Origin of the sequence: Pseudogracilibacillus sp. ICA-222130 (genome assembly GCF_037892545.1) — a bacterium.
In the GTDB taxonomy this organism is placed as follows: Bacteria; Bacillota; Bacilli; order Bacillales; family Amphibacillaceae; genus Pseudogracilibacillus.
In genome coordinates this window covers 36,229-49,056 of record NZ_JBBKBG010000006.1, presented here as the reverse complement: position 1 = coordinate 49,056, position 12,828 = coordinate 36,229, and the positions used below count along the sequence as shown (strand labels likewise).

General features: G+C 33.6%; 12 protein-coding genes. 5 read left to right on the top strand and 7 right to left on the bottom strand.

Features of this window, described 5'->3' with window-relative positions:
• Positions 1–33: 33 nt before the first annotated feature.
• Complete coding sequence (locus WKT09_RS04750; RefSeq protein WP_340414945.1) at positions 34–960, bottom strand: bile acid:sodium symporter family protein; 927 nt, start codon at positions 958–960, stop codon at positions 34–36.
• A gap of 151 nt (positions 961–1,111) precedes the next feature.
• On the opposite strand from WKT09_RS04750, the gene dapF reads away from it, so the two are divergent.
• Both dapF and WKT09_RS04740 read left to right on the top strand, forming a co-directional pair.
• Complete coding sequence (dapF, locus tag WKT09_RS04745; protein ID WP_340414944.1) at positions 1,112–1,918, top strand: diaminopimelate epimerase; 807 nt, start codon at positions 1,112–1,114, stop codon at positions 1,916–1,918.
• A 13-nt stretch (positions 1,919–1,931) separates the two neighbouring features.
• On the top strand, positions 1,932–3,161 hold the full coding sequence (locus WKT09_RS04740; RefSeq protein WP_340414943.1) for a dicarboxylate/amino acid:cation symporter: 1,230 nt from the start codon (positions 1,932–1,934) through the stop codon (positions 3,159–3,161).
• 59 nt (positions 3,162–3,220) lie between these two features.
• Here the strand turns inward: WKT09_RS04740 and WKT09_RS04735 are convergent, their stop codons facing one another.
• Positions 3,221–3,613, bottom strand: coding sequence for a globin domain-containing protein (locus tag WKT09_RS04735; RefSeq protein ID WP_340414942.1), 393 nt, complete (start codon positions 3,611–3,613; stop codon positions 3,221–3,223).
• 207 nt (positions 3,614–3,820) lie between these two features.
• Here WKT09_RS04735 and isdG point away from each other — a divergent pair, with 207 nt between their 5' ends.
• From isdG to WKT09_RS04720, 3 genes are all read left to right on the top strand, one after another.
• A complete protein-coding gene (isdG, locus tag WKT09_RS04730) occupies positions 3,821–4,141 on the top strand; it encodes a heme oxygenase (protein WP_340414941.1) in 321 nt (106 codons plus the stop codon).
• Between the two features lie 661 nt (positions 4,142–4,802).
• Complete coding sequence (locus WKT09_RS04725; RefSeq protein WP_340414940.1) at positions 4,803–5,882, top strand: DUF3137 domain-containing protein; 1,080 nt, start codon at positions 4,803–4,805, stop codon at positions 5,880–5,882.
• Positions 5,883–5,899: 17 nt separating this feature from the next.
• Positions 5,900–6,460, top strand: coding sequence for a LemA family protein (locus WKT09_RS04720; RefSeq protein WP_340414939.1), 561 nt, complete (start codon positions 5,900–5,902; stop codon positions 6,458–6,460).
• Positions 6,461–6,603: 143 nt separating this feature from the next.
• Here the strand turns inward: WKT09_RS04720 and WKT09_RS04715 are convergent, their stop codons facing one another.
• The 5 genes from WKT09_RS04715 to WKT09_RS04695 all read right to left on the bottom strand — a co-directional run bounded on the left by WKT09_RS04715 (position 6,604) and on the right by WKT09_RS04695 (position 12,750).
• Positions 6,604–7,362, bottom strand: a complete 759-nt coding sequence (locus tag WKT09_RS04715) for a PHP domain-containing protein (RefSeq protein WP_340414938.1) — start codon at positions 7,360–7,362, stop codon at positions 6,604–6,606.
• Between the two features lie 30 nt (positions 7,363–7,392).
• A complete protein-coding gene (locus WKT09_RS04710; RefSeq protein ID WP_340414937.1) occupies positions 7,393–8,220 on the bottom strand; it encodes an energy-coupling factor transporter transmembrane component T family protein in 828 nt (275 codons plus the stop codon).
• Positions 8,204–9,922: an ABC transporter ATP-binding protein gene (locus tag WKT09_RS04705; protein WP_340414936.1), complete on the bottom strand. Its 1,719-nt coding sequence runs from the start codon at positions 9,920–9,922 to the stop codon at positions 8,204–8,206. Before WKT09_RS04705 ends, WKT09_RS04710 begins: the two co-directional genes overlap by 17 nt.
• On the bottom strand, positions 9,910–10,800 hold the full coding sequence (locus tag WKT09_RS04700; protein WP_340414935.1) for a cell division protein FtsQ: 891 nt from the start codon (positions 10,798–10,800) through the stop codon (positions 9,910–9,912). The genes WKT09_RS04705 and WKT09_RS04700 overlap by 13 nt, the downstream gene beginning before the upstream one ends.
• A 591-nt stretch (positions 10,801–11,391) precedes the next feature.
• The gene (locus WKT09_RS04695; RefSeq protein WP_340414934.1) at positions 11,392–12,750 is read right to left on the bottom strand and encodes an MATE family efflux transporter; all 1,359 of its coding nucleotides are present in this window, start codon (positions 12,748–12,750) and stop codon (positions 11,392–11,394) included.
• Between the last annotated feature and the right edge of the window lie 78 nt (positions 12,751–12,828).

The following is a 12,828-nucleotide window of genomic DNA, read 5'->3' as shown; positions in this document are numbered from 1 at the left end:
TGTCTTGTCACAATTTTTTAAGAATATACGAAATTACTTTTTCCCTTTGCCCCACCAAGTTGCTAGAAGTGGTCCCGATATATTATGCCATACACTAAAAATAGCACTCGGCACGGCAGCAATCGGCTCAAAATGTGCAATTGCTAAAGTAGAACCGAGACCAGAGTTTTGCATGCCAACTTCAATTGAAATCGCCTTTTGATCTTCATACGTTAATTTTAATACTTTCGCAATCGTAAATCCGATGAGTAATCCTAATACATTATGCAAAATAACGATAGTAAAAATTAACAATCCTGTCGTGGCAATATTTTCTGTATTGACAGAAACAACCGCAGCCGCTACTGCTACAATCCCTATAACAGATACTAGTGGTAAAACAGTCGTCACTTTATCCACTTGTTTTGCGAACAATAATCGAATAATAAATCCTAATGCAATCGGGATTAAAATAACTTGAACGATGGACATAAACATCGCACTCATAGAAACCGGTAACCATTTACTTGCAAGTAATAATGTTAAAGACGGTGTTAAAATTGGCGCTAAAAGTGTGGACACAGCAGTAATTGTGATAGATAATGCTGTATTTCCTTTTTCTAAATATGTCATAACATTCGAAGCAGTTCCACCTGGACAACAACCGACTAAAATAACCCCGACCGCAATCTCAGGTGGTAATTTAAACACGGTTGCAAGGCCGAATGCAAGTGCAGGCATAATCGTATATTGTGCTACCACACCAATTAGAACACTTTTCGGTGCTTTCACTACACGTTTAAAATCATCTGTCGTTAAGGTTAACCCCATTCCGAACATAATGATTCCAAGTAATAAGGATATATGTGGAGCAATCCAATTAAATCCATTTGGCATAAAAAATGCAAGTGTTGCAAATATAATAATCCAAATAGCAAACGTATTTCCTGCTACGGTACTAATTCTTTCTAAAACTTTCATTTTCTTTCCCCCTTAAAATATGAAATATGAATAATCATAATAACGAATTTTCAGAAATTAATAAAGTAAAAAACATAAAAGTCGAACAATTATCGTCTTGTCTGAATTTTTTAAACGCTGTACAATTAATAATGAAAGGAGCTACCTAAACATGGACATATCATTTACAAAAATGCATGGTGCTGGAAATGATTTTATTATGATCGATCATCGCAATCCTTCTTTACAAGAAGAGAAGCTTCCTTCCATCGTGCGCACACTTTGTACACGTAAATTACATATCGGTGCAAATGGGTTAATTTTATTAGAAAAAAGTGATAAAGCACATTTTTCAATGCGATATTTTAATCGGGACGGATCAGAAGTAGAAATGTGTGGCAATGGCGCAAGATGCACGATGAAATTCGCTTATCATATTGGCGCTTGTAAAGAAAAAGCTATATTCGAAACAATGGGTGAAATATATGAAGGTACGATGGAACCGAATGGCGAAATAAGTATTGCATTTCCAAACGTTTCCTTACAGACTGTTTCTACCTATAACATGATGAACCGAACATTGTATAGTATCACAGTCGGTGTACCACATGTCGTGCTATTCGATGAAGAAATGTATGATGCAACAGAGGAAGACTTTCACCTATTCGGTGAAAAAATCCGCAATATGACAAACTATTTTCCAAATGGGACAAATGTCAATGTCGTTAAACGAACTGAGTATAACCTATACATCCGTACATACGAACGCGGCGTAGAAGAAGAAACACTTGCATGTGGTACAGGAGCAACGGCTAGTGCGATTATCGCTCAACTTTTTCAACATAAAAAAGGGCCGACAACGGTACAAATGAAAGGTGGAATCGTTCATATACATTTTCAAGTGGAAGATACAATGATTTCAAATATTACATTAACTGGAGAAGTTTTCACTGCATTTCAAGGAACCACAACTATATAAGGAGGGATATGAAATGACAAGGAAATTAAAAGCATATCGTTTTCCAATCATTTTACTTATTTCTATTATTATCGGATCTATTATTGGACTAGTTTTTGGTGAAGAAGCAAATGTCATTAAACCTTTAGGTGACATATTCATCAACTTATTATTTATGGTCGTTGTCCCACTAGTCTTTTTCTCGATTTCTTCTTCTATTGCTGGCATGGACAGTATGCGAAGACTCGGAAAAATTATGGGAAGTATGGTAACTACTTTCTTTATTACTGGTATTATTGCATCTATTTTTATGTTATTTTTCACTGTTATCTTCTCTCCAATATCGAATTCGAACTTCCCAACTGAAACACCGGAGGAGATAGAAGAAATATCGTTAGCTGACCAACTTGTACAAACATTTACTGTACCAGATTTTGTAGATTTATTTTCTCGGTCCAATATGTTGGTATTAATTATATTTGCTATATTAGTTGGTTTAGCAACTGGACTTGCTGGGCAACAAGGGAAACCTTTTGCAACACTTTTATCCAGTGGTTCAGAAGTATTTATGAAACTCGTACAAATTATTATGTATTATGCTCCAATTGGATTAGGTGCCTATTTTGCTGCATTAGTCGGTGAATTTGGAACGACTTTATTGGGAGATTATGCAAAAGCTATCATAATTTATTATCCTGTTGCCATTCTATATTTCTTCATCGGATTTACGTTATATGCATTTTTAGCTGGTGGAAAAAGAGGAGTGGCAGCCTTTTGGAAAAATATTCTTAATCCTGCTGTTACATCACTTGGAACAGGAAGTAGTGTTGCAGCAATTCCTGTTAACTTACAAGCAGCGAAAAAAATCGGTGTCCCAAAAGATGTGCGTGAAACCGTCATTCCTTTAGGTGCAACTATTCATATGGACGGTTCTTGTTTATCCGCAATGTTAAAGATTGCATTTGTTTTTAGTGTTTTTAATATGGATTTTTCTGGCATTAGTACATTTTTAATTGCTATCGGTATTTGTTTATTATCTGGAATTGTCATGAGTGGAATTCCTGGTGGTGGATTTTTAGGTGAGTTAATGATTATTACATTATATGGTTTACCAATCCAAGCAATGCCAATTATTTCAGCAATTGGGGTTGTCGTCGATCCACCTGCAACGATGATAAATGCAACCGGTGATACCGTCGCAAGTATGCTCGTTACAAGAACAATCGATGGAAAAGACTGGATGGATATGCCAATGGAGGAATAAATAAAACGAAAACGATTTTCTAAGACCGTATGACATCGCCTTGGAAAATCGTTTTTTATTTAATCTTCTTCCGTATTTACCATTACCGCGGCAACTTGCATTAATCGCTGATAAAATTCTTGTCCTACAGGTTCATCCCATAAACCAACTTCTATAAACGCTTCTTTCATACAACGAAGCCACGCTCTCGCCCTCGTCGGTGTAATTTCATGTGGCAAATGACGGAAACGCATACGTGGAGCACCAAATTCCATACTAAAAAGTGCTGGTCCTCCTGTAAATTGTGTTAAAAATAATTGCTGTTTTCGCATTATTTCTGGCATTTCGACTTCATCAAATATAGGAATCAGATCTGGATCTGCATATACTTTTGGATAAAATGCATGGACTAGTTCTTCTATTTTCTCTGCGCCAATTTCATCATATATTAAACGTAACTGTGGGTTCGACATTATCTATTCCTCCTTACGTATCCACTTCATTATATCTATTATACCTGTTTTAAATATATAAATGAAGCATCTGAAATACATGTTTCATTCCTTCTACTAATTGTGGCAATTTTTTTACATTTCCAGTTGACAATGATTCTCATTCGCATTATGATGTAGTTAATTGAAAATGATTTTCAATTATAATGATAAAGGGGAGAGTAAAACATGATCATTGTAACGAATACAGCAAAAATTAAAAAAGGAGAAGGGTATAAATTAATTAATCGTTTTGATAAAGAAGGCAAAATCGAGTCGATGGATGGATTTTTAGGCTTGGAAGTACTTAATACGGAAAAATTAGACGATTATGACGAAGTAACAATTAGTACACGATGGGAATCAGATGAAGCTTTTAAAAATTGGACAGCTAGTGATGCTTTTAAAGAAGCACACCGACATAAAGGTGGCAAACCAGACTATATTTTAGAAAATAAAATTTCGTATTACGAAGTGAAAATTACACGTAAACCGGTGCACGTCGGATAAAATATGTGACTCACTTTTGGACAGCATCATTCATCTTTTCATCTATTATAGGGAGACGTAAAATTGTGAAATTCACTACAACAATAGATGCTATTCTGACTCCATATCAACTACATATACCAATAAGATAACATAACGACTTATAAAGGGATTTGGGAATAAGGGACATTCCAACACGAATACAAATTTTCAGTTTTAGTGAGGATGTATTCGTGTTGGAAACCATCCTAGGCCCTTTTTTTATTATATGTATCTACTGTTTGTTCTGATTGTTGCTAGTACAATATCAGATGTAACGGAAATCTCTCTAAGTAATTAGTTTACTAGTTTAAGTTATTGGATTGATCCATTCAAAGAAGGATCAACTATTCTTTCCTCATGCATGATACATACATACCCACTACTACAATACATATCATCCCCACGACTTGCGTCAAACCAAATGGTAGACTACGCCAAATCACACTTATTAGGCCACATTTTCTAATCCTTAGTAAAGTATGCTATATTATAGTGAATAATAAGAGTCTTGCAATATTGTAAGAACAACGTCAGAATGAAGTAAAGTGAAATGTGCATACGAATATTGTAGCGGTTTTTTCTCACAAGTTGAAATGGAGGCAAAACATTTGAACTTATTAATCAAATTAAGGAGGTAAATATGCTTTCCGAACAAACGCCAAAGATTAAAAAGAATGCTTATGGTCTGGAACTATTTGCAAAAGAAAAAACGGAATTTATTACTTTCTATGAAGAACATTTACAAAAAGAGTTAGAACTTCTTGAAGTGGATCGAAAAAAATTTATGAAAGGTTTCATTCTAAGAATCATTGCAGCCCCCTTCCTATTACTTTTCATTTATTTCGTCTTTCGTGATGTTACGATATTTATGATACTAGCTGCTCCGCTTGCCATTACTGGATGGATTGGACTTTATTGGATGCGATATAAGGAAAAATTAGAAGCAAAAGCGAAAAAACTTATTATACCAAAACTCGTACAATTTATGAATCCACATTTTACCTATGAACCAAACGGCTCCTTAACGTTAGATGATGTAAATAAGATGCACATATTTAAACAAAAAGCTGATTTTGGCGTAGGAGACGATTTAATTAAAGGGTATGTATATGATGAAGAAGAAGACGCTAAAACCTATTTATCCTTTAGTGAGATGATTGTTCGGAACGATCGAAAAATACATCAAAAAGGGAAAGTAATAGAAAAGCCATTAGGAATGTTAGCTGCCGGTTTGCTTTTCAAAGTCGAGTTCAATAAAGATTTTGGACGCTCTTTTACGATGATTAAACCACGTTGGCTTTTAAAGAAAAGGAAATATCGAAAAAAACTAAAGCAATTCGATAAGCACCATGCCATGCAAGAAGTATTATTGGAAAACCCTGAATTTATGAAAAAGTTCATTGTTCATTCAACGGATCAAATTGAAGCAAGGGTTATTTTGCAGACAGATACGATGGAAAATATACTGGAATTCGTAAATTATGTATCCGATACAATCGAAGGGAAGCCAAAGAAAAGGAAGAAGGAACGTTTTATTCCTTATTTTTCATTTTATAATAATCAAGTATATGTACTAATTCATACAAGATCGAATCATTTCATTTTAAATATAATGAAAGAATTAAACATCGATACCGTATATGATTATTTTAAAGATATTAATGTAGTATTACGATTTATAGATGATTTAAACTTAAATTTAAAACTATATATAAAATAAAAGTGAGGTTATATGCTATGTATTATGCAATTGCAATTGGTATTTTAATCATACTCATAGTACTTTATACTATTTCCACATTTAATAAAATAAAACATGCAGCAGTGAATGTAGACGAAGCTTTTGGAGGAATTGAAACATATGTAGAAGAACGTTTTGATATGTTAACAAAAGTAATTTCCACTGCAAAAGAAGAGTCGAAAAGAGAGATGGACCTTGTAACGAAAGTGACCAATATGAGAAGTGCCTTTTCGCAAGCGAATTCTGTGAATGAGAAAGTAGAAGCAGGGATGCAAATTGAAGCGGCAATGCCTAGTTTAATGGCAACGATGGAGAATTATCCTGATCCAAAATTTAATGATGCATTTCGTAAAACACAACAAGCAATCATTGCAATTGAAGATAAGTTATCCGCGGCAAGACGGAATTATAATAGTAATGTAGCGATTTATAATAAGCGCATTGTTGCATTTCCAGCACTCATCATTGCAAGTATATTCGGATTTAAAGAAATGAAAATGTTTGAGGCAACAACACATAAACGAAAGGATATTGACATAGATTCTATGTGGGCTTAATCAATATAGGTGATGTTTTCCCCACCATTTCTATTTATTCCTTATCGTAAATTCTTTCATAAATAATAAACGCATGAATTAAAAGTTTTTCAACTTCCTTTCATGCGTTTATGTTTCTAATATAAGATGATCCGATTAATCATTTATATTTTTAATTTAACATTTAATTCCTTAAGCAACTTTTTCACTTGATTTGCGCCCTTAACCTTCTCTTCTAAGCATGGAGATACTTTTACTTCATAATCTCTTTGTTGGATCGCTTCTCTTAATTCATCGATAGTATTACATTCAGGAAATACATTGGCGATTGATCCATATTGTAATTGCTGATGAGTATCGCTACCACCAACAACTGGAACCTCATATTTTTCAGCAAATGTATGAACCTTATTTTCCATTTCTCGCCCATCCGTGAAAAGATCCTTTCCATTTAAATCATATGCATCAAACTGCTCTAAAACAGATGTTTCATGGTGATGCCATGGGGTTGATTTTCGTAAAGGATGAGCACCAATTTTTAAAACATTAAAGTCTGAAAGGATGTTAATCAAATCTTTTACAGGAATAAAATTATCTTCATCATGATAAGGAAGAAGAAGATATGCAATGGTCAAGATATCGTCTCGAGACCCGATGACCAAGAAATGGCCATTTTCTTTTACATCCACTTCTAAACCGCAAAACACCTTCATTCCCTCAATCATATAATAATCTTTTTCATAAGAATAATTTTCACTTAGCGTTTCATATAAATTTATAATATTTGTAGCGTTAAAATGTTCCGTGATTGCTATTGCTGTAAGCCCGCTTGCTTTTGCCTCTTGCATTTTCGTTTTAAAATCTTCCAGAGAAACATTAATTTTTTTTGATAAATTCGCATGTGTATGAAAGTCAATATGCATATACATTCTCCTTTTATATATAGTCATTTCCTAAGATGGAAATGTCGCACCAAACCATAGAATAAGTAGAATAATAATCGTTTGTGAAATGATGAATAGATAATCTTGCTTTTTAAATTTTAAATAGGACAACTTTTGTTTTTTCGCTTCTGGATTATGAAGCGAATACGAAAATCCTCGTACTTCTAACGCTTCTACTGTCAATCGTGTCCTTTTGGCAACATTAAGCATTAACGGATAAAATGATTGAATAATTACTTTGATATAATAATAAATGAGACGCCATTTTAAAAACCCATGTTTTTCAGGTGTCAGTCCGCGTAATCTATAAGATTGAAAGATTTGATGATACTCATCTAATAGGATTGGAAGCATACGGAATGCATAAGACACCGCAAAACTAAATTGCGCTGGTAGCCCTAAACTTAATAAACCGTCACTTAACTTTTCTGGGCTCATACTTGCAAACACAGAAACACTTGCAATGGACATGATAAATATTTTCATTGATAATGTAAGAATTGGCAAAATTGCATCAAGATTAACCCCTGCAAAAAAAGTTGTAACGACAAAAATTGTAAATAGTTCTGTAATGATACCGATAAAGAGTAATGTTAGAATTAACGGACTCACTCGTGAAATAATCGCAAGAAATGTTGTATAGATAATAATAGTAATTAGAATCGTATTATTAAATGTAAACCATGGTAAAAGACTAATAATTAAATACCAAAAGATTAATAATCTTGCGTCAATTTTGGAAAAATATACATCCGGCTTACCAAAGGCAGTTTTTATTAACTCAAGTTTAATGGTTTCTACATTAAGTACATCTTTTATTTTAGCCGTTAAATCCATTGACTTGGGCCTCCTTTATTCTCCCAACAAATTCATCTACCGATAATGCAGGGTGGATATTTAAAGCGAGGCTTAATTCCGCAATCTGTGGAAGTTTAAGTCCAGCTTGTTTCCATATTTCAACGTTATCAAATAAAACCTTTGGTGTACCGTCAAAAATCACCTTCCCATGTTCCATCACGATGACTCTCGTTGCCCACTCCGCAACAAGCTGCATATCGTGTGTTGCAATTAGTACGGTTTTTACCTTGTCACGAATCGAATGTAAAATATCAACTAATTGTTTCCTATTACCAATATCAAGACTAGCCGTCGGTTCATCGAGCATCATAACTGTTGGTAACATACCTAGACCAATGGCAACAGAAGATCTTCTTTGCTGTCCTCCACTTAGTAATCTACCATCAAGTGGAAGTAAATTTTTCATGTTTAAGGATTCTGCTATATGTTCATACAGATCATCCTGGTTCATATTTCGTACATCTCCAAAGAAAGAAATATCATTTTCAATCGTATCCTGAATGAACATTTCTTCAGGGTTTTGATAAATATAGGAAATATGGCTAGAAAGTTTTTCAACTGGTGTTTTTAATACGTCAATACCATTCACCATAATCTCCCCTTGCTTCGGTTTAATAATCCCGGCAAGGCTTTTCATTAATGTCGTTTTTCCTGCACCATTATTTCCAACGATAGCAATTTTATCGCCTTCATTTACGATTATTTCATCGATATCTAACACTCTTCTTCTTTCTTTGTTCAATAATTTCACTTCATGCTGAAGATTTGATACAGACACGGTTGCGGAGTTCGTTATCTGTAAGTTTGGTTTATAACGACTTGAATCTGGTAAAAAATAATAATCTTTAAAATAATCGACTGCTTCCTCTACTGTAATAGGCATATCATCATTAGATGCAAAACTATCCAACTGCATAGCTGCTTGAGTTACTTGCGGTGGATAAATATGTGTTTCTTGAAGTTTTGTAATATTGTATAAACCTTTTTTTACATCCTCGTGCCACATTACCTTCCCATTTTCAATTAGTGCGATTTGTTTACAGTAATTCGCAATAAATTCCGTATGATGTTCAATTGTAATAATCGTTTTTCCTAATTCATCATTTAAAAATTTTAATTTATCATATAATTCAGTAGCATGTTGCGGATCAAGTTGGGCAACTGGCTCGTCAACAATTAATATCTCTGGATTAAGAGCAAGTGCACCTGCAAGTGCTGTTAAATGCTTTTCTCCACCACTTAACTCCCAAATGGTTTTATCCTGCAAATGCGTTATGCCAAGTAGTTCTAATGCCTGCTGAGCTTTTTCTTTATAATCTTTATATCCGAAATTAAGTGGGCTAAAGGAGACATCCTCTAAAACCGTTAACTTCATTAATTGATTTTGAAAATCTTGATAAACATAACCTACATGATGACTTAATGTTGCAACAGCTTGATCTTTAACAGACTTTCCTTTAACAGTCACTTCTCCATCATAATTTCCTGAGAAATAATGTGGAATTAATCCATTAATTGTTTTACAAATAGTTGATTTACCACTACCATTTCCGCCAATAATGGCAAGGAATTCTCCTTGTTCAATATTTAAATTAGCTCCATTTAATACTGGCTGTTTCGCACCAGGATATTGGTAGTAAACATCTTTTATTTCTACAATTGGTTGATTTAAGCTGACCATTTTTCATTATCCTTTTTTACTTTTTTTGTTTTATTGATTAACTTTCCTAAGATAAACATAACGATTAAAGCAATAATTGCTATAGCAGATACAAGTAACCAGATAAAATCATCACCAAATTGGTCTATGAAACCTGGTTTCCAAAATGCAAAGTTGATGTCCATTTCCGCTATAAATTCTGTTACTAGACCAACAAAACCAAAGAAAATAGTAATGAGGATTAATCGCGCCGAAATATATTCAGTGATCGTTGACTTTTCGTTTTTGTCACGTGGATTCATTCCCATTAACGGTTCAATTTTTCCATATAATTTTGGTATTAAATAAATTGCAGGGATTAATCCGAATAAAACACCAGAGATAATCATGTTATTTACGAAATCAAATGCCTCCATGATGACGATACTTTCAGGTAACCCAGGTACAGCTTCTAATTCTTCTATCCCATACCATACTTTCCCAATATCAACAATGGCACCTAAAATTTGGTCAATAGCAACCCCGACAAGCGCCGCAATTGAAATTTGCACTTTATTCGTCGGATCTCGCACAAGCAATCCAGCGATATACATTGCTAATGTAATTTGTAGGAATCCTTCTACTTCACCTAAACCACCAAAATCTCCTAGTAATAAATCTCCAAATATAATTGCTCCAATGGATGCACCTAAAGCAGCATATAATGGATGAAATAAAATGACGAGAATAATTGGTACAAAGGCCATATATGAAATAGAGAAATCAATTGGCCCTATTTCAAATTCCGGCAATAATTCTGTAAATAAACTTGCAAGTCCATTAAGTGACATTGCTAGAATAAAAATCATCATCTTCTGCGATTGCGTATATGCTGTTTTTAGTTCTGAATTTTCTAACACAAATGTCCCTCCTCTTATTTTTTAAACTATATTTATCGTATCAGCGAAAGTTTAAATAGATGTTAATTAGATGTAAAAAGAAGGTAAAATTGACGAGCTATGTTCATGATGTATATGAATTGATTCAACATAATGCTATGGTGGTTTGGTTCATCATCATTCAATATTCACTAATTACACTAGCTTCTAAACTCGTTCAAATAGCGTCATAATATTTTTAATTTTGTGTAAAATATGTGAGGCTTATACTTGAATCATAATTGTCAATAATTTTAAGCATCGATTTTTTCATCTTTGCCATTTGATATATGTAAATCGATTCACTTCATATTTACATTCAAAAAATACGAATAACAGCTCATAAAAAAAGTCCCTTAAAGCAAATCAGATTTTTTGTTTTTTAATCTGTCTACTTTAAAGGGAGCATATCTTTTTTCCACTAACAGCCTATATTTTTATTGGTACATGTTTTCCAAAAAATTCATCCCTATATTAAAATACTAATTGCTTTATACTTCCACACACATCTATGTAAAGAAGTAAATATATAGGAAAATATCTTCTGATTATCCTCTCTTTCTTTTCTCTTCTTTATTTAGCAGCATTTATTTTTACTGAAGGAACAAGTTCCATCCAATTGAATTTTAACAATAGAAAAGTAAATAAAACCGTTAATCCTTCAGATACAGGAAAGACCAGCCAAATTGCATTTCGACCGAAGAAATTAGGTAAGATCCAAAGCAATGGGATGAATAAAATAAGGCTACGACTTAAGACAATCGACGTGGCGATGCGAATTCTTCCAATCGATTGATAAAATTCTACAAAAACCATGTTGATTCCTAAAAACAAATACCCTGCGAAAAAGTAGACAATCCCAATTTTTGTATAATCAATGACTTCTGGAATATCAATTCCGAATAAGTCAATCATCGTACTTTTCCCCAAAACTCCCATCATAAATGCAGTTGCTCCAATACCAAATGCTGTGATGATCGCAATCCAAATGAATTGTTTCATCCGCTGATAAAGTTTAGCACCATAATGATAACTTGTAATAGGTTGCAAAGCTGCTCCTATCCCGATAAACAGCATAAGAAAAACAGTATGCATATAATTGACAACTGCATACGCTACAACCCCTGTTTCTCCAACAAAATAACTAAAGGTTATATTGAATGCTATCACCATCACTGCAGCCGATCCTTGAACAATAAAACTCGGAAAACCAATGGAAAAAATTTGACCAAGGAGGGAAAACTCCATGTTCGTTTTTACAAAACCCAATTGCTTTTTCTTTGTTAAAAAGTGCGTAAGTAAAACACATAAACCTGTAAAAGTCCCGATGACCGTTGCATAAGCAGCTCCTTTTACTCCCCATTGGAATGTAAAAATGAAAAGATAATCTAACATAATATTCACAACAGCTGCTACGATTAATCCTGTCATTGCAAGTGTTGGATTTCCGTCGTTTCGGATGAAAATACTTAAAATATTTTCAAGAACAAATATCATACCAAACAAAAGAATAATGTGAAGATAATCTTCGACATATGAAATAATCGAGTCATTTGCTCCAAATAAATAAGCAAGTGGTTCCTCGAATAATAAACAAAAAGCAATAATCAATCCAGTGGTCACCATCGCTAACACTATGGAATGTGTAAATATTTCTTTCGCACGGTGTTGATTGTTTTGACCATGTGCAATGGAATATAACGTAGCACCTCCCATGCCTATCCATAAAGAAACAGAAGTAATCAGTGTATAAATCGGCACTGCTATGTTTACACCCGCTAGTCCCTGTTCTCCAACACCATGACTGACGAATAATCCATCAATTAAGATATTAATTGCCATCAATACATTTCCTAATAAAGACGGAATTAAATACTTTGTAAATAATTTTCTAGGTTCCATTGTTTGCATCATTGAAAGATTGTTTTCCATAAAAAATACCACCTAAATTTTAAATTTCTTTGAATTTCGTACTGTTTTAAAGATTTTTCTTTTCTATGTTATGATAAA

Excerpts from the sequence above, each read along its gene's own strand:
- WKT09_RS04750 (WP_340414945.1), bottom strand. The coding sequence starts at position 960 with ATGAAAGTTTTAGAAAGAATTAGTACCGTAGCAGGAAATACGTTTGCT.
- dapF (WP_340414944.1), top strand. The coding sequence starts at position 1,112 with ATGGACATATCATTTACAAAAATGCATGGTGCTGGAAATGATTTTATT.
- WKT09_RS04740 (WP_340414943.1), top strand. The coding sequence starts at position 1,932 with ATGACAAGGAAATTAAAAGCATATCGTTTTCCAATCATTTTACTTATT.
- WKT09_RS04735 (WP_340414942.1), bottom strand. The coding sequence starts at position 3,613 with ATGTCGAACCCACAGTTACGTTTAATATATGATGAAATTGGCGCAGAG.
- isdG (WP_340414941.1), top strand. The coding sequence starts at position 3,821 with ATGATCATTGTAACGAATACAGCAAAAATTAAAAAAGGAGAAGGGTAT.
- WKT09_RS04725 (WP_340414940.1), top strand. The coding sequence starts at position 4,803 with ATGCTTTCCGAACAAACGCCAAAGATTAAAAAGAATGCTTATGGTCTG.
- WKT09_RS04720 (WP_340414939.1), top strand. The coding sequence starts at position 5,900 with ATGTATTATGCAATTGCAATTGGTATTTTAATCATACTCATAGTACTT.
- WKT09_RS04715 (WP_340414938.1), bottom strand. The coding sequence starts at position 7,362 with ATGCATATTGACTTTCATACACATGCGAATTTATCAAAAAAAATTAAT.
- WKT09_RS04710 (WP_340414937.1), bottom strand. The coding sequence starts at position 8,220 with ATGGATTTAACGGCTAAAATAAAAGATGTACTTAATGTAGAAACCATT.
- WKT09_RS04705 (WP_340414936.1), bottom strand. The coding sequence starts at position 9,922 with ATGGTCAGCTTAAATCAACCAATTGTAGAAATAAAAGATGTTTACTAC.
- WKT09_RS04695 (WP_340414934.1), bottom strand. The coding sequence starts at position 12,750 with ATGGAAAACAATCTTTCAATGATGCAAACAATGGAACCTAGAAAATTA.